The organism is Phocaeicola coprophilus DSM 18228 = JCM 13818, from assembly GCF_000157915.1.
In the GTDB taxonomy this organism is placed as follows: Bacteria; Bacteroidota; Bacteroidia; order Bacteroidales; family Bacteroidaceae; genus Phocaeicola; species Phocaeicola coprophilus.
Genome location: NZ_EQ973646.1, coordinates 94,535 through 110,839, shown reverse-complemented (window position 1 = coordinate 110,839; position 16,305 = coordinate 94,535). Strand labels below are relative to the sequence as shown.

17 protein-coding genes and 1 pseudogene are annotated in these 16,305 nt (G+C 45.4%); 7 read left to right on the top strand and 11 right to left on the bottom strand.

The annotated features are described in order from the left end of the window. Positions 1-264: DUF4221 family protein (locus BACCOPRO_RS12485; protein ID WP_008144207.1), on the top strand; the 264-nt coding region annotated here is incomplete at its 5' end. 154 nt (positions 265-418) lie between these two features. On the opposite strand, the pseudogene BACCOPRO_RS17590 reads toward BACCOPRO_RS12485, so the two are convergent. From BACCOPRO_RS17590 to BACCOPRO_RS12460, 5 genes and pseudogenes are all read right to left on the bottom strand, one after another. Continuing rightward, positions 419-692: pseudogene (locus BACCOPRO_RS17590) on the bottom strand (transposase); the annotation flags it as partial. Positions 693-695: 3 nt separating this feature from the next. After that, a complete protein-coding gene (locus tag BACCOPRO_RS12475; protein ID WP_246497767.1) occupies positions 696-1,463 on the bottom strand; it encodes a hypothetical protein in 768 nt (255 codons plus the stop codon). A gap of 126 nt (positions 1,464-1,589) precedes the next feature. Next, positions 1,590-2,393: a M48 family metallopeptidase gene (locus tag BACCOPRO_RS12470; protein ID WP_008144199.1), complete on the bottom strand. Its 804-nt coding sequence runs from the start codon at positions 2,391-2,393 to the stop codon at positions 1,590-1,592. A gap of 17 nt (positions 2,394-2,410) precedes the next feature. Beyond that, a complete protein-coding gene (locus BACCOPRO_RS12465) occupies positions 2,411-2,851 on the bottom strand; it encodes a DUF3592 domain-containing protein (protein WP_008144197.1) in 441 nt (146 codons plus the stop codon). A 113-nt stretch (positions 2,852-2,964) separates the two neighbouring features. Next, positions 2,965-4,158, bottom strand: coding sequence for a multidrug effflux MFS transporter (locus BACCOPRO_RS12460; protein ID WP_008144195.1), 1,194 nt, complete (start codon positions 4,156-4,158; stop codon positions 2,965-2,967). 145 nt (positions 4,159-4,303) lie between these two features. Between BACCOPRO_RS12460 and BACCOPRO_RS12455 the strand changes: the two genes are divergently transcribed. Further along, the gene (locus BACCOPRO_RS12455; RefSeq protein WP_008144193.1) at positions 4,304-5,182 is read left to right on the top strand and encodes a helix-turn-helix domain-containing protein; all 879 of its coding nucleotides are present in this window, start codon (positions 4,304-4,306) and stop codon (positions 5,180-5,182) included. A 228-nt stretch (positions 5,183-5,410) separates the two neighbouring features. Here BACCOPRO_RS12455 and BACCOPRO_RS12450 read toward each other — a convergent pair whose 3' ends face one another. From BACCOPRO_RS12450 to BACCOPRO_RS18535, 4 genes are all read right to left on the bottom strand, one after another. Further along, positions 5,411-5,722: a GNAT family N-acetyltransferase gene (locus BACCOPRO_RS12450; RefSeq protein ID WP_008144191.1), complete on the bottom strand. Its 312-nt coding sequence runs from the start codon at positions 5,720-5,722 to the stop codon at positions 5,411-5,413. Between the two features lie 367 nt (positions 5,723-6,089). Next, complete coding sequence (locus BACCOPRO_RS12445) at positions 6,090-6,788, bottom strand: LytR/AlgR family response regulator transcription factor (protein WP_008144189.1); 699 nt, start codon at positions 6,786-6,788, stop codon at positions 6,090-6,092. A 6-nt stretch (positions 6,789-6,794) separates the two neighbouring features. Next, positions 6,795-7,451, bottom strand: a complete 657-nt coding sequence (locus tag BACCOPRO_RS18540) for a sensor histidine kinase (RefSeq protein ID WP_246497766.1) — start codon at positions 7,449-7,451, stop codon at positions 6,795-6,797. Positions 7,452-7,481: 30 nt separating this feature from the next. Beyond that, positions 7,482-7,823, bottom strand: a complete 342-nt coding sequence (locus BACCOPRO_RS18535) for a hypothetical protein (RefSeq protein ID WP_246497765.1) — start codon at positions 7,821-7,823, stop codon at positions 7,482-7,484. 168 nt (positions 7,824-7,991) lie between these two features. Between BACCOPRO_RS18535 and BACCOPRO_RS12435 the strand changes: the two genes are divergently transcribed. The 3 genes from BACCOPRO_RS12435 to BACCOPRO_RS12425 all read left to right on the top strand — a co-directional run bounded on the left by BACCOPRO_RS12435 (position 7,992) and on the right by BACCOPRO_RS12425 (position 12,103). Further along, the gene (locus tag BACCOPRO_RS12435; protein ID WP_008144183.1) at positions 7,992-10,757 is read left to right on the top strand and encodes a TonB-dependent receptor; all 2,766 of its coding nucleotides are present in this window, start codon (positions 7,992-7,994) and stop codon (positions 10,755-10,757) included. A 52-nt stretch (positions 10,758-10,809) separates the two neighbouring features. Next, positions 10,810-11,091, top strand: a complete 282-nt coding sequence (locus BACCOPRO_RS12430) for a hypothetical protein (protein ID WP_246497764.1) — start codon at positions 10,810-10,812, stop codon at positions 11,089-11,091. A 193-nt stretch (positions 11,092-11,284) separates the two neighbouring features. Beyond that, the gene (locus BACCOPRO_RS12425) at positions 11,285-12,103 is read left to right on the top strand and encodes an ADP-ribosylglycohydrolase family protein (RefSeq protein ID WP_008144179.1); all 819 of its coding nucleotides are present in this window, start codon (positions 11,285-11,287) and stop codon (positions 12,101-12,103) included. Between the two features lie 92 nt (positions 12,104-12,195). Here the strand turns inward: BACCOPRO_RS12425 and BACCOPRO_RS12420 are convergent, their stop codons facing one another. Then, positions 12,196-12,900 carry a TapB family protein gene (locus BACCOPRO_RS12420; protein WP_040311518.1) on the bottom strand — a complete coding sequence of 235 codons (705 nt, stop codon included), beginning with the start codon at positions 12,898-12,900 and terminating at the stop codon, positions 12,196-12,198. Between the two features lie 233 nt (positions 12,901-13,133). On the opposite strand from BACCOPRO_RS12420, the gene BACCOPRO_RS12415 reads away from it, so the two are divergent. Together BACCOPRO_RS12415 and BACCOPRO_RS12410 are read left to right on the top strand one after the other, a co-directional pair. Next, complete coding sequence (locus BACCOPRO_RS12415; RefSeq protein ID WP_008144175.1) at positions 13,134-14,066, top strand: tetratricopeptide repeat protein; 933 nt, start codon at positions 13,134-13,136, stop codon at positions 14,064-14,066. Between the two features lie 22 nt (positions 14,067-14,088). Next, complete coding sequence (locus tag BACCOPRO_RS12410; RefSeq protein ID WP_008144172.1) at positions 14,089-15,093, top strand: AI-2E family transporter; 1,005 nt, start codon at positions 14,089-14,091, stop codon at positions 15,091-15,093. Positions 15,094-15,104: 11 nt separating this feature from the next. On the opposite strand, the gene BACCOPRO_RS12405 is transcribed toward BACCOPRO_RS12410, so the two are convergent. Continuing rightward, complete coding sequence (locus BACCOPRO_RS12405; protein WP_040311517.1) at positions 15,105-16,274, bottom strand: MalY/PatB family protein; 1,170 nt, start codon at positions 16,272-16,274, stop codon at positions 15,105-15,107. Positions 16,275-16,305 lie beyond the last annotated feature (31 nt).

The window sequence follows — 16,305 nt, the reverse complement described above, 5'->3', positions numbered from 1 at the left end:
GATGACAAGTATAAAAATATTTATTATCGAATAATAGAGCATCCATGGATAAATTATAATCCTAATGAAAGACCTTGGAAAAAACCTTTATCAATAATTATTTACGATTCTAATTTCCAATTTTTAGGAGAAACAAAATTAGCCGAAGAATATAATCTGTCTGCAAATAATTTTATAATAACTAAAGAAGGGCTCCTTATTCGAAAAGAAACAAATAACGAAGATGAAATTAAATACACAGTTTTTAAATTAAAAGAAAAATGACAATAAATTGGACCTGTTGGTAAAGTTTAATATACACAAATTTAATTCTGCCAACTGGTTAACAATTTATTTCAAGAACAAACTATTTATGTATTATTCATATCTGGTCTATCTTTTCCGAAAAGGAGATAATCTTGGAATAAAAAGAAAGGAAGTATCCTTTATCACCGACAAGCTTTCCATAGACAAACTCTACAAAATACTTGTATTCAAGAGGCTTACGGTCATCAACATCAGCGGGAGTAATCATGAAGCTGAGTAGTTCTCCACGCTCATTGCATATCAGACGCAGCTTAAATCCGAAGAATCAGACCATGGAACATTTGCCTCTTTGTGCTATTTCTTTGAATGTCTTGTGGATATGGATTCTCTGATTCTTGCATACACGGGATACTGTCAACGAAGCGGATGCCTGTGAACTTGCCCATACCTTATCTGCCTGGAGGCATGATGGTCGGCGAATTTCCCTGCCGATTACGGACAACCATATTTCTGAGAACTTCATAAAGAATGCCGCCGACATCTACTCCCAGCGTAAATTTGTTGAATTTATAATAGGGAGTGACTACCGGAGCTGTCTGCCATCCTCTTTGAGGATCGTAATACCGTCGGACACCTGCTTCGATACCCAATCTGTCCGTAAAATCATATCCCATTGTCAATCCATAGGAATTCTGATGAAAGCCATAACGATCTGCCGGGGTAAATGTTCCGAAGGCCGTGAGACGGAAGCGCCCGGAAGGATGGTAGATCAAACTGCCTGAAGCACCGAAAGAGGCTCCGACACTCATTGGGAAACTATATTTTATCGCACTGACTCCTGCCTGTACTTCCAGATAATCCGTAAGTGCATACTGATATCCAAAAGCAGCCTGATTCATCCGTCCGAAACCCGGAAGAGTGGTCTGCGAACCACTTCCGTAAAAACCGGGGGCAATTTGTCCGCTTGTACTGTAATCGCCATAGAACATCGGAGAGCGATTGATGAAATAAGGAGGCACATGGACAGAGCCGGAAAGCGGGATGTTTATCTTTCCCGAATCCGGATATTCCGGAAGCTGGACATCAACTTTCCGAACGTCCGTACCTCTTCCCGATACGGGAGAAGAAAGGACTTCCTCCCCCGAAAAGTTTCTCAGACTGTCTCCATCCATCCGAATCGTATCTTTCCGGATATTTTCCTGAGCATAAAGACTCACAAAGCTCCCTGCAAACATCAAGAGCAAAAAATATCTGAATCGCATAAGCTGACAAATAAAGGTTCAACAGGCATTTACTTCTATCAGGAAAGCAAAAGCTATAAGATATCCGGCTTTTCCACCGGCTTATTCTGCAACGGCAGCAACAGGCTTTTCTATACCTTCTCCGGTTGCACGTTCTTCCATACGCTCAATTCTTAAATCCAGATCCGGATGAGTTGAAAACAACTGGTTCAATTTGGAGGTCTTTGCGTCGCCTTGCAGTTCTTTCAGCTTCTGGAAAGACAAAGCCATGGCCCAGGGGTTCTTTCCTGCCTTTTTCAGGAATTCATATCCATAGTCATCCGCATCACATTCCTGCTTCTGAGAGTAACGTGCATTGACCAGCGCTTCGGTCAGGTCACCCAACTGGGAATCTGTCAGTGCAGCTACCTTGCCACCCTGGGAAGAGATACCGTCCTTCAGGGCAGAAGTCAGCAGTGCCGTACGGAAATCTTTCTTCGAGTCGCGGTGAGCCACATGACCAATTTCATGGCCGATCACACCCAGCAGTTCTTCGTCACTCATAATATCCATCAGCGAAGAAAATACCCGCACACTACCGTCGGCACAGGCAAAAGCGTTCACATCCGTCACATAATATACCTTAAAGTTCAGAGGAATTCCATCGGCGTCTCCCAGACCTTCTGTCAGCTTCTTCAACCGGATGGTATATGGATTGTCGTCCGCACACACCTGATTATGTTCATCCATCCAGGCTATGTACTCTTTCACATACTCGGTCATCTGTTCATCGGTCAGCGTAACTGCCTTGGCCATTTTGGTTGCACCGCTGATGGCTTTCTTCAGATTAAACTGGGCCATCGACGGAACGGCCAGGACTAAACATACCAGCAGAAATACTGCTTTCATCACTTTTTGGTTCTTCATAACATTTTTATTTGGAATTAATTTTCTGCATTCCGCTTCTCTGTTCCGGAGTCTTTCCGGCAAGCCCATCCTCCATAAATACCGATCAATCCCGCAACTGCCAGCAATCCCCAAAGCATACACTCAGAATTCGGCAGGCGGATTTCACGCGGATGATCCGGATGATACCACACCGGCAACTTGTCGCCCTTGCTCCTGAACGGCAGGTAACTGGTCCGGGTCACCAGCAAATCTCCGTATCTGTCGGTCGGATAGCTGATCAGCATCTGGCTTTCATAACGGATTTTACGATAACGGTATATCTTCCTGGTCTGATAATCACGAATGACGCCTGTCGTATGTTCATACTTCTGCGAGGCCATGTAAAGGGAAACAAATCCTCCGGCACCTCCCAACAGCAGGAAAGTTCCGACGACAAGCAGCAATAATGAAAAAATCCGGACCCGCTTCATGTTCATAGATCAATCTGGTTTGTACAAAGATATCATTTTTTTCAAATACCCAACATTCTTTGTACAGAAAAGAACAGACCACTCCTCTAAAGACGGACCGGATGAAGCCTCATCAGGACTTACTTTTTACTATAATATTGCGCCAGGGAAAAAGTACGGCGAAGTGCCATGCGGGTGCAGATAAATGAACAGATGGAACCGACCAGAAAGGCAATGCCGGTAGAAACCAGAATATTTCCCAGACCGACAAACGGAGATACGATTCCGCCGAAAGCGAATCCCAGTGCTCCCAGCAGGGCTGAAGCCATACCTGCATGCGACCGTTCACAATCCATAGCCAAAGTGTTCGAAGCCGTAAAGGTGAGTCCCAGCATGGAAAGAAGTCCCAGAAGCAAAACTTCATAGACCCAGAAACTGCAGTCCGAACAAAGGGCCAGACAGAGCAACAGCGAAGCGACAACCATACCGGAACTTCCCCGGTACAAGGCCTGTTCCGGATGAGAAAAACGGACGGAAGAGGCTGCGGAAATGACGATGGCCAGCGCATTGATTCCAAAACAGACGCTGAACATCAGCGGTGAAAAACCATAATGTTCCTGCATGATGAAAGGTGCCGAAGAGATATTGGCAAACAGAACTCCCTGAGCAAATCCGAACTGAAAGATGTAGCAGACATAGCGGCGGTTGCGGGTCACAGCCACAAAGCCGGCATAAACATCACGCCAGCTGGCGTGTTGACGCCGTGTTGCCGGAAGCGATTCTCTGAAATGAATACTGCCCGCCAGCAGCAGAATACCCAGCACAAAGAGTGCCCAGAAGATGCCTTGCCATCCCAGACTGCCGGCCATGCCTCCTCCTGCCATCGGAGCAGCCACGGGTGCAACTCCATTGATGGCACCGATGACGGCGAGCATTTTAGCCAGCTCCCTGCCCGAATATTTATCAGCTGCAATGGAACGTGATATAACGATTCCGCCTGCTCCGGCTATCCCCTGCACCAGACGCCAGCCCACAAACTGCATGATCGTTGCTGAAAAAAGACATCCCAGCGTGGAGAACAGGAACAGAAGCATTGCCATAATCAGCGGAATGCGGCGTCCGTACTTGTCACTCAGCGGACCGAACAGGAGTTGTCCGACAGCCAGTCCGATCATACTTGCCGTCAGTCCCAACTGTACCTGGGAAGAAGTGGTTTGAAAGAATCCGGTCATTGCGGGCAGTGTAGGCAGATACATATCCGTCACGAAAGGGCCAAAGGCCGTAAGCATTCCGAGGAATACCAGAATAAACAACTGAGAATTTTCTTTTACCATAAAACAATCTTTTTAGAACGCTGCAAAATTAGGTATTGTATGGAAAAGTACGCCTGCCTTTTGCCGTGCAAAAGTTTTCAAAACCTGAACAAATCCTTTTTTACCTCAGAAAAAAGGATACTTTTGTTTCATAAAAGTAAGTATCGTGGAAACAGCACCGTTATCTTCTCCCCCGAAAGTCCAGTACGAAGAAAGCAACCTGAGCTTCCTTCTCGCCTCACCGCTCTATTTCGACTGTGGTATCCAGATCATCTGTGTCTGGGGAGAAGGGATCCTCTCCACGGGTGCCCAGCAGTTTCATCTCCATGAAACGACGGAACTCATTTTCTGGCGGGGAAGCATCATGCAGCTGATCGAAGCTTCGGCCGACTTCCGCGTACGGATGCTGCTCTACCCCTCCCGGCTCTTCCTTCAGGCTGCGGTCTCACTCGACACCACTTATTTCGACTATATGAAAGAGTTCCCTCTGTTCGACCACGGAAAGACCGGAAGCCTTCAAAGCTGGAAAAATGTCAATCTCTGGATGGATATGGGACAGATGCTCTTCAGTCAGCCGTCATCCGCCTTCACCGAACAGCTGGAACTGAATTTCCTGCAAAGCATGTTTCTGTGGATATTCAGCTCCATTCCGGAAACGTATGTATCCGTGGCCCGTTCATACACGCGCAAACAGTTGCTTTTCCACCGCTTCATGCATCTCATCCATGAGCATGCGGCCCAGGAACACCAGGTGGCATTCTATGCCGAAAAGCTCTGCATCACTCCGCGTTATCTGAATGAAATCACGGCATCCGCAGTCAACGGAAAAACTCCCAAGGATTTTATTGACGAACAACTCACCGCAGAAATAAAAGTTCAGCTCAACAATCCCGACCTGTCCATTGCCGAGATTGCAGCCAACTGCCAGTTTCCCGACTCTTCCTATCTGAGCCGGTTCTTCAAAAAGCATACAGGAATATCGCCCAAGGAGTTCCGGGGCAAAAGGCCTCAGGCTGTTCAAAAAACGCCGAAACGTTTTGAGTAAAAGACTTCGGGCTTTGAAGGAAAACGCCGAAACGTTTTAAAAAAACTTCGGCGGCTTCTGATGAAAGGCCATAAAGGGCCCTACAACCCCTTCCAGGGCATTCTGTACAAGGGGAAAAAATCGTGCGGTCGATGAGCCGGAATCGTGCGGTCGTTGCGGCCCAATCGTGCGGTCGATGCAGGCTCATCGTACTACTCGATGACAGGAGATCCTGCAGGGAGTGCGGCGTTACAAAGCACACGCATTTCCTGCACAATATTCATCACTGGGTTTTCCTTCATATTCGGGATGACGTTGAAGCCAGCGCACGGCATAGGCACAGGTTGCCACAATCTGATAGCCTTGTCCGCGGGCATAGTCATAAGCTTCCTTCACCAAAGCTGAAGCAATCCCTTTCCCTTCAAGCGGAGCAGGAACAATGGTATGACGGATGTCGAAGGCCCCGTTTTCAATCCGATAAGCGACATGAGCCGTTTCGTCCTGTATAGTCAGAATGAAACGCTGTTTTTCCGGTTCATGAATGATGTTCAGGTTTTCCATATTCTTTACGTTTTTAATGCAAACAGATTCTCTTTATTAACACACGAAAGTTGCTTTCGGTTCGGTCTTTCCCCTCAAAAAAAAGACACCGGCAGTACACGAGTGTATGCCGGTGCCGAAACCTTTACTCAAAAAGATTTTATTGCTGTGCTTCACCTTGTTCGTTATAAACCACCGTAACTTCGTTTCCTGCCTGGTCAGTCAGTACAACCTTATAAGTTTTTCCGGCTTCGGTTTCTTCCACAAACTTCTTTCATAAACCATTCGCTTATGAATGTTATGGATATACTGAGCTAGTTATGGAGATGCTGTCACAATGAGAGTGGGATATCCGGCAAGGCCAGGAAGTAAAAATTGAAGAACAGGTTCAGACCTCAGGAAGGATAAGTTTCAGTTCTTTACTGTAACTTCTTCCGACTGGAAGCCGGATTCCTCCATACAACGTAATCTCCTTGCTGGTATGGCTGGCTATCCGGTGAACCGGAACCAGAAAAGACTTGTGTACCCGGGTGAATTTCCCTTCCGGCAGAAGTTCCTGTATATTTTTCATGCTGGTCTGCGACATGATGCATTGCCGTTCCGGCAAATAAATCCGGACATAATTATCCATCGATTCGATGTAAAGGATATCCTTCAGCTTGACATTGGTACTTTTATATCCGACCTTCAGAGTTATGCTTTCTTCCGTAAAAACGGGACTGGCGGACAATTGCTGCAAGGCATGGAGTTCGAAAGCCTTCTGAACCGCTTTCTCAAACCTGCCATATGAAAAAGGTTTATGCAGAAAATCCACAGCATTCAGGTCAAAACCATCAAGGGCATATTCCGCATAGGCCGTTGTAAAGATCAACAGCGTACCTTGCGGAAGGTCACGGGCCAGCTCTACTCCGTTCACATCTCCCATTTCAATATCCAGAAAAAGCAGATCCGGCTTCATCTTCCTGACACGATCCATACCGGATATCGGATTGTTGAATGTGGTCAGTTCTATATTCCCATAGCGTTGGCAGAAGCTGGAAAGGATCTCCAGCGCCATAGGTTCATCATCAATGGCAATACATTTCATGTTCTATCACTTTAAGTCAAGGCTGAGGGTAACGACATATTCCTCTCCCTCTGCCCCTATCATTAAGGTATACCGGCCAGGATAAAGCAGATCAAGTCGTTTCCTGCAATTCTCAATACCTATTCCTTTAGATGAATTTGAACGGTGATGGTTTAATAAAGGATTGCGCGTAGAAAATAATAATTCTCCCTTTTCCATACGAATATCCACGAATGCTTCTCCTGCATGCTGAGAGGACACCCCATGCTTGAACACATTTTCAACGAAAGTAATCAGGATCATCGGAACTATTCCCATCTGGTCTGTTTCATCATGATGGTACGAGAAATGTATCTGGAAATCCCGCGGTATCCGATATTTCTGGAGTCCGATATACTGACGGATATAATCCACTTCCGTGCATACCGGTATCTTGTCTTTCGTATTGTTGGCATACATATATTTCATTAAACCGATGAACTGGGTAAAGGCATCTTCCACCTGAGCCGAACCAGTCAACACCATGGCATAAAGTGTATTCAGACTGTTAAACAGGAAATGGGGATTGATCTGTGCCTTATAGAGGGCCAGTTCTGCCTTTTTCCTTTCAAACTCCACTGCCTGACGCTCCATGATCTGATGATACAATTGGGTCAACAGACCGACTGCCATGCTGAACGTCATGACCACAATATACAGGAACCATACTGCCTGCTACTGAAGCTTGATCTTGGGAACCGGCTGACGGAAACGGGAAGAATGCATCCGGTGAAATGGTATTTCCATCTGATAACGGGTAATGAAATAAGTCCCAGCCAAAGTGAGCAGAATCAGAACCAGGGCAACCAGGAAGCGCCGGTTTCCGATGAAGAGCAAAGGCATGGTCAGTCGCCTGTTCAGTATATACACAATATAGAGCCACGATACCAGCAAATAAACAAAAAGAGAATCATTCACCAGCCAGCGTTCTATAGGAAGCAAAGTGATCATAGCCGGCAGTAATACCAGACAGAACACCAGATCAATGTAAAAGGGAAGTTTCTTGATTTGCCACATAACTTTTTCGTTTTCTGCAAAAATACTAGTTTTCTTCAGCCTGCAAAAATAACCAGAATGTCATTTACCATCAGATCTGTGTCGTTTACCCCTACTTTTCATACAGCCCGAATTTTGTTAAAAAGAGTATGTTAATTTTGCTCGCAGAACAAATAAAAAACACAGATTATGGCAAAAATTATTCTCATACTGGTTAGTTGGGTACTTCCACTGACCCTGATGGCACAAAGCCTTTCGGGAACAGTAACAGACAAAAGTACAAAAGAAAGCCTGATCTCGGCGACAGTGCAACTGATTTCTTCTGAAGGAAAATCCAGTTATACATCGACAGATCTGAATGGATTTTTCCAGTTTAAAAAGCTTCAGCCTGGAACTTATACGCTCCAGATAACATATGTAGGCTACAAAGCTTATAAAGAAAAACTGGATCTTTCCACAAAACAGCAAAGGCAGGTAAAAATAGAAATGAGCGAAGATGCCCGGTTACTGGGAGAAGTATCCGTACAGGGTCGTGCAACCCGTGCCGAACAGAAAGGTGACAGTCTGATGTACAATGCAGAAGCTTTCCAGGTGATGATGGGAAGTTCAGCAGAGGACTTGCTGGCCAAAATGCCGGGTATCGTAGTGGAAGGCGGTACGATTCAGGCACAGGGAGAACAAGTACAGAAAGTCCTGGTGGACGGAAAGGAATTCTTTGATGGTGATGTAAATCTGGCCATCAAAAACCTGCCGTCGGATGTTATTGCCAGCATTGAAATTTTTGACAAGAAAAGTGAACAGGCCGAATTCACCGGATTTGATGACGGAGAAGAAGTCAAAACAATTAACATCGTAACGAAAAGTGGCTTCCGTCAAGGCACTTTCGGTGAAGTATCCGGAGGATATGGAACCGATGACCGCTACAAAGTCAACGGAAATATAAACTTCTTCAACGATGACCGGCGTATTTCTATATTAGGAATGTCCAACAACGTCAACCAGCAAAACTTCTCCCAGGAAGACCTGGCAGGAGTCATGTCTGCCGGGAACAGCGGCAAAGGACGTGGCGGACGTGGAGGTGGAAAAGCCGGAAGCCCGGGTGGAAACAATGCTTCTAATTTTATGGTAGGAAGCCTGGGAGGTGTAACTTCTGCCAATGGACTCGGATTAAATTACGTTGATCAATGGGGAAAGAAACTGAAAGTGACCGGAAGCTATTTCTTCAACCAGTCGGATAACCTGACTCAGCAACAGACCGACAGAGAATATTTTGAATCCGTTTTACCCGGAATAACTTATAATGAATATCAGGAAAATTCCATGAAAAACTGGAATCATCGTTTCAATATGAAACTGGATTATCAGATGACTGAACGAACTTCCCTGCAGTTCCGCCCTACGTTGAGTTTTCAGAACAATGACACTTACGGACTGTTGCAAGGACAGAATCTGGTGAACGGAATAACAGACAATGAAACTGAAACCTCTTCTTTCGGAAAAAACAATGCCTACAATGTGGGAGCCGATCTGATGCTTCGGCACCGCTTTCTGAAAGAAGGACGTACGCTGTCGCTGATGCTGAGCGGAAAGATGAGCAACACGGATGGAGATACCTATACAGATTACCAGAATACACTCTATGGTTTAGAAATTTCTCCTGCAACAGAAAGCTACAGCCAATGGAAACAGACTTTAAACCAACAATATAGTCTGCGTTCCAATCTGAACTGCACAGAGAAGCTGACCGACAATCTGCAACTGCAACTTGGATATAAAATGAGTTACACAGATTCAGAGAACGACAAAAAAACATATAATCACTCTGCTGTGACCGATCTTTATGACCAGTTGGATGAAAGCCTTTCCAATGAGTATCAGTCGGGATATCTGACCCAGGCAGGAAATGTAGGACTCCGTTATCGCGCCGGCAAACTGAGTGCCATGCTGGGAGTCGATGCCCAGTGGGCGAACCTGAAAGGAGACTTGGTTTATCCTCAACCTGATGAACTGTCGCACAAATATTTCTCCCTTCTTCCTTCGTTCACATTGCGTTATTCAGTGGATCGGAACAACTCTTTCCAGCTCCGTTATCGCAGCAAGTCATCTTCTCCTTCTGTAACCAACCTGCAGAATGTCATAGATAATTCCAATCCGTTGTTCCTTTCAACCGGTAATCCCAACCTTGACCAGCAAGTATCGCACACAGCCAATCTGCGCTACTTACGCACAACAAAGTCCGGACAAACTTTCATTGCCATGGTAGGAGCTACCATCCAGCAAGATTACGTGGCCGACAGCACTTTTGTTGCCAGAGAGGACATTGCCTTGTCACCTACGGTTACTCTGAATAAAGGTTCTCAGTTTACCCGCCCGGTGAATTTGGACGGTTACTACAGTCTGCAATCCATGCTGACTTACGGTTTTCCGGTAGACTTTATCCGGAGCAACATCAACCTCAGTCTGTCAGCCAACTATGCAAATGTTCCTACCATCTTCGATGGAATAGAAAGCCGTACACGTGAACTGAACCTGATCCCGAAAATCATTATCGGAAGCAATATCAGTAAGAATCTTGATTTCACAGCTTCTTATTCTGCCGGAATCAACAAAATGTTCAGTTCGCTGGACAATACTGCCGGGAGTGATTATGTAACGCATACAGCAGCAGCCAAACTGGGCTGGACTTTCTTTTGGGGACTTACTTTCAGAAGTACATTCAATTACATTGGTTATACCGGACTGGATACCGGAACCGAGGATTATTTCCTGTGGAACCTGTCGCTCGGAAAGAAGTTCCTGAAGAATAATGCCGCTGAAATCAGAATAGAAGCCTTCGACGTACTGAAACAAAATCAGGCCTTTACACATCGCACAGGCAGCAACTATTATGATTACGTAAGCAGCAATGTGTTACAGCCTTATGCAATGATCAGTTTTGTATATACAATCAGATAACCTTTAAAAACAATTTGAACATGAAAAAAATATTTTTTTAACCCTTATGGGTATGCTGACTTTACAAAGTGTAAATGCTCAACGCAAAGAAGGAAAAACCCGTACTCCAGAACAAATGGTGGAAAAACTTGACAAGAAACTTAATCTGACTGACGAACAGGAAAAGCAGATCACAACGCTTTATTCTGATTTTTTCAAGCAGGATTTATCACGCGAAGAACGCAAAAGTGCCATGCAGGAACTGGAAAAGAAAATAACATCCCTGCTTACAGATGAGCAGAAAGAAGCATTTGAACAAATGAAGAAAGAACGTCCACAACGTCAGAAACAATAAAAACAAACAATCAGTCAGGGAAAATAAACCTTAAAACATTTGCACTCTCTGTTAAGCCATTTGCTCTTCTCAAAGACAAATGGCTTACTTATTTTTATTCTCTGAAAGACATCCGACATTCTGAAAATACATAACTTTGTGAACAGAATACTCTTCATTGTTCCAGAAACCAAGACCAATCCGTTCAAACATCATGACAGATACCACAAACCTTTATGCAGAGAATAATCTTTTGTTAGGTGCCATCGCCGGCGATCTGATAGGCTCTTATTATGAGTTTCGCCCGACAAAAGACTTAAACTTTCCTTTGTTTCATCCTGAATCACGCTTCACGGATGATACCGTCATGACCATGGCCACAGCCCAATGGATATTGACCCAAGACAATCTCCCATCCCTCATGCAGGAATATGGCAACCGGTATCCCGATGCCGGCTATGGAAGAGGCTTTCAGAAATGGCTGACAAGCAAGAATCCCCGCCCCTACAATAGCTTCGGAAATGGTTCAGCCATGCGTATCAGTCCTGTCGGATGGGCTTTCCCCTCTTTGGAAGAAACGCTACGGGCAGCCAGCGAAAATGCCAGTGTCTCCCATAATCATCCCGAAGGCATCAAAGGGGCACAGGCCACTGCCGCCTGCATCTTTCTGGCGCGTACCGGACATTCCAAAGAACAAATTAAGAAGTATATAGAAGAGACTTTCCACTATGACCTTCATCAAAGTTGCGGAACAATCAGAAAAGACTACACTTTTGACGTCACTTGTCAGGGAAGTGTTCCTCCTTCCATCACCGCTTTTCTGGAAAGCAATGACTATGAACATGCAGTCCGCCTGGCCGTCTCTCTCGGCGGAGATGCTGATACCATGGGAGCCATTACAGGTAGTATAGCAGAAGCTTATTATCAAAAAATACCAGACTGCATCAGACAGGAAGTCATGCGCAGACTTCCTTCCGAGTTCATTGAACTGATCAGGAGATTCAGTCACCAATATTTTATTCCTTCGTTCTAAGAGCAGAAAGCTCAGACCACCGTCTTGGATAAACTGACAGGCAGTTCTCTTCCGCATTTACCCGGAGATGAACTGCCCGTTATTTCAAATTCTTATTTATCAATCTTCACCAGCAAAGTCTTGCAGTCCAGCTTGCCTTTGGTATCATAAGCCTCAGACTTAACCAGACCAACACCTTTGGCATACCATTCTGTTACACGCAAAGTCTTGCTCTTCAAAACAATCTTGGTACGCATCAGATAAGAAATCTTGATACAGTCAAACTTACCGGCACGGGTATGTACCTGCTCCTCTCCCATATAAGCTGCCCCTGAAATATTCACTTCATTCTTCAGCATATTCAGGATCAGCTGGTAAGAACGGTCAGGAATTGTTTCACCTCCCTGAGCAGAATCCTTGATCGTAAAAGAATTGTCACCTTTGAATTTGCGGTCATCCAGCATCTTCATACGTGCCACTTCATCATATTTGTCGGGGTCTGAATCAGAAGCGATATAAGGACCATACATCAAATCTTCCGTACAAACCGTATTCTTGCCGTCATAACTCCAGTTGAATAAAGTATAAGACGTATTGTTTTTGGCCTTGGTGGTAACAATCTTGGCATAATAACTAGCCTTCACGGTATTTCCCTCCTGCAATATGTTCTTTACCGTCATCGTCTCGTCGGAAACACTCTGTCCCACTTCATCATAATTTACATAATGCAATTCCGTACCTTCCGTCGTACAGAAATACTGTGCATTCGCAACGTGGCAGGCCAACAGAGCTGCCACAAAAAGCATTGCTTTCTTCATCATATTACATTCCTTATTTTATGCATAAGCCCCACTTTGATACCTCGACGGACACCCTTCGGCCCTATGCCGGTTATACTTTTGTTTTACAGGGTGCAAACTTACAAATTTCTTTTTATTAAACTGAGGTTTTCAGCATCTGTTTATCGATCTTTTCTTCCAATTATGATGCCTTCATTCTTTTTTCTGGCTATCTTTGCAAAGAAGTAACAAGAATTTGAAATCACACAGATATGGGTCTATTATCATCATTATTCGGAGGAAACAACTCCAGCAAAGATCAACAAGCCAAACAGGAAAAGAAAAACTTTGAAATCCTGAAATACAACGGCATTCGTGCCCGAAACATCGGACAACTGGCCTATGCCATCAAATGTTTTGAAGAAGCAACCGCCATCCAGGAAGAAACGGAAACACTCAGTTTGCTGGTCACTTCCTATACACAGGCTAACCGGCTGGACGATGCACGCCACACGCTGGAACGCATGATAGCACTCGACGGACAACAGGCTGACACATGGATTTCACTGGCCGGTGTCTGCTATATGCAGGAAGATTATAAAACCATGGAAGAAGCCTGCCGGAAAGCCATCGAACTGGACAGCCAGAAACCGCTGGCCTATTATTTCGCAGCCAAAGCTGCCATCGGTCTGCACAATGATTTTATGGCTATTGCCATGCTTACCAAAGCCATCCTTCTGAAAGAAGACTATACGGAGGCTTACCAGCTGAGAGCTGAAACTTTGTGGAACATGAGACAGGTCAAGGAAGCCGGTGAGGACATACAGGTCCTGCTTCGGATGAATCCCAATGACGAACAGGCCTTGTTGCTTGATGCAGAAATACAGGCTGCTACCGGCAATACGGATCAAGCCATCGGACAGCTTCAGCAAATTCTGTCGCTCAATCCTTTCCAGGAAAAAGCCTATTTCCTGCTCGGAGAACTTTATCTCTCCCTGAAAGAGACAGAAAAGGCCATCGCTGTGTATGACGAAGCCATTGATATCAATCCCAACTTTGCCCAGGCCTATCAGGAACGGGGACGAATCAAGTTGTTGAACGGAGATAAGGAAGGTTCCGTAGCCGACATGAAGAAAGCACTGGAACTCGCTCCCGAAACTGAGGAAAAGATCAATGGTCAATACAACAACTTCACAGACAAATAACTTTCTTTTTCAATAAATTGCCATGAACAGCCTGAAAGAACAATACTGGAAATACTCCCTGATCGCCATTATCCTGGTTCTCGGACTCATCCTTTTTCTGAAACTTACTCCTTTCATGGGAGGTCTGCTCGGTGCATGTACCATTTATATCATGCTCCGCAAACAGATGTTTTATCTCACACACAAAAGACATTTCGGGAAAGGTATCTCTGCCGTATTGCTCTTGCTGGAAACAATTCTCTGCTTTCTGGTTCCACTCTCACTGGTGGCATGGCTGCTCATCCACAAGCTGCAGACTGTCAATGTAGACACCCAGGCTTTTATTCATACCATTACCCAACTGACCGACTGGGTACGGACTCAGACCAGCTATGATCTGTTCGACCAGAAAAACATCTCTTCAGTAGCTTCCATCCTGCCTTCCATCGGACAATTTCTTATGGGAGGAATCAGCAGCTTTACGGTCAATATCGGTGTACTGATCATCGTACTTTACTTCATGCTCATCGGAGGAAAACGCATGGAACAGTATATCTATGAAATCCTGCCGTTCAATGAAGAAAACAAGAAAGAAGTGCTTACCGAGATACATCTGCTGGTGCGTTCCAACGCCATAGGTATTCCTTTGCTGGCTGTTATTCAAGGCATGATTGCATCATTGGGATATTATCTGTTTGATGCCCCCAGTGTTTTGCTGTTCGGATTCCTGACCTGCTTTGCAACCATTATCCCGATCGTGGGAACCGCACTGGTATGGATTCCGCTGGCTGCCTACATGGCTATCTCAGGCGACTGGCCTCATGCCCTGGGACTGGTGCTCTATTGCGGACTGATTGTAACCAACATTGATAATCTGATCCGCTTCATCCTGCAAAAGAAACTGGCCGATACCCACCCGCTGATCACCATCTTCGGAGTGTTTATCGGCCTGCCTCTATTCGGATTTATGGGTATTATTTTCGGTCCCCTGCTGCTGTCCGTCTTTCTGGTCTGTGTCAATATTTTCAAGAACCAGTATCTGCGCTGAAATCGTTACGGCTACATCCTTGCAACAGCCTCTTCCAGCTGTTTCATCGCGCGCTCCAGCGTCACTCGCGGACATGCTACATTCATGCGCATGAAGCCTTTACCTTCTTTACCAAACATCTCGCCGTCATTGAGAGCCAGCCCGGCCTCTTCGGCAAAAAGATGATTCAGTTCCTGCTGCGACAGGTTCAGTTCCCGACAGTCCAGCCAGACCAGATAAGAAGCCATCGGACGCATGGCATGAATACGCGGAATACGGTTTTTCAGGTAATTGTCTACATAATCAATATTGCCCTGAATGTATTCCAGACATTGCTCCAGCCATTCAGCCCCGTATGTATAGGCCGCTTCCACGGCAGGCCAGGCAAAGACATGTCCCGCATTCAGCTCGCCGGCTTCCAGCCAGGCATTGAAACGGGAGCGTATATCCTTATTATATATAATGGTATGAGAGGCTGCCACACCGGGCATATTGAACGTTTTGCTGGGAGCCATAAAAGTCACGGAATTGTTTCGTGCCTTCTCCGAAACCATAGCAAACGGCAGATGACGGGCAGGAGGCAAAGTGAGATCCGCATGAATCTCGTCGGAAAAGACCAGTATATTATCTTCCGCACAAATTTCAGCAACCGCTTCAAGTTCTTCACGGGTCCATACCACTCCTCCTGGATTATGAGGATTACAAAGGATCAGTACGCGCACTCCCTTCTTTTCACGGCGAAGCTGATCCAGGTTCATCCGGTAATGCCCGTCTTCCAGAATCAGCGGACATTCCACTAACTGACGGTTATTCCGCTTCACCAGCCATGCGAACGGATGATAAACCGGAGGCATAATCATTATCTTATCACCCGGAGAAGTAAAACAGTTGATGGCCATACCGAGCCCTGCCACAATACCGGGAACATAATTCAAATGCTCTTTCGACACATTCATGTCATACCGGGTCTTCAGCCAGTTGATGACAGCCTCGTAATAACCGTCCGGTTTTTCCGTATATCCCAGAATGGGATGTTCACAACGTTTTCTGACAGCTTCCAGTATAAAAGGAGGAGTTGCAAAGTCCATATCAGCCACCCACAGTGGAATCAGATCGGTTCTTCCCCATATTTCCTGCATGCCGTCAAGCTTCACCGCATGGGTTCCCCTGCGGTCGATCACTTCATCAAAATTATATCTTATCATATTTCTTTTATATATACCGTTTCTATGA

Coding starts and splice junctions, on each gene's coding strand:
- BACCOPRO_RS12415 (WP_008144175.1), top strand. CDS start 13,134: ATGGGTCTATTATCATCATTATTCGGAGGAAACAACTCCAGCAAAGAT.
- BACCOPRO_RS12425 (WP_008144179.1), top strand. CDS start 11,285: ATGACAGATACCACAAACCTTTATGCAGAGAATAATCTTTTGTTAGGT.
- BACCOPRO_RS12470 (WP_008144199.1), bottom strand. CDS start 2,393: ATGAAGAACCAAAAAGTGATGAAAGCAGTATTTCTGCTGGTATGTTTA.
- BACCOPRO_RS18535 (WP_246497765.1), bottom strand. CDS start 7,823: ATGTGGCAAATCAAGAAACTTCCCTTTTACATTGATCTGGTGTTCTGT.
- BACCOPRO_RS12460 (WP_008144195.1), bottom strand. CDS start 4,158: ATGGTAAAAGAAAATTCTCAGTTGTTTATTCTGGTATTCCTCGGAATG.
- BACCOPRO_RS12410 (WP_008144172.1), top strand. CDS start 14,089: ATGAACAGCCTGAAAGAACAATACTGGAAATACTCCCTGATCGCCATT.
- BACCOPRO_RS12435 (WP_008144183.1), top strand. CDS start 7,992: ATGGCAAAAATTATTCTCATACTGGTTAGTTGGGTACTTCCACTGACC.
- BACCOPRO_RS12430 (WP_246497764.1), top strand. CDS start 10,810: ATGCTGACTTTACAAAGTGTAAATGCTCAACGCAAAGAAGGAAAAACC.
- BACCOPRO_RS18540 (WP_246497766.1), bottom strand. CDS start 7,451: ATGACGTTCAGCATGGCAGTCGGTCTGTTGACCCAATTGTATCATCAG.
- BACCOPRO_RS12450 (WP_008144191.1), bottom strand. CDS start 5,722: ATGGAAAACCTGAACATCATTCATGAACCGGAAAAACAGCGTTTCATT.
- BACCOPRO_RS12445 (WP_008144189.1), bottom strand. CDS start 6,788: ATGAAATGTATTGCCATTGATGATGAACCTATGGCGCTGGAGATCCTT.
- BACCOPRO_RS12420 (WP_040311518.1), bottom strand. CDS start 12,900: ATGAAGAAAGCAATGCTTTTTGTGGCAGCTCTGTTGGCCTGCCACGTT.
- BACCOPRO_RS12465 (WP_008144197.1), bottom strand. CDS start 2,851: ATGAACATGAAGCGGGTCCGGATTTTTTCATTATTGCTGCTTGTCGTC.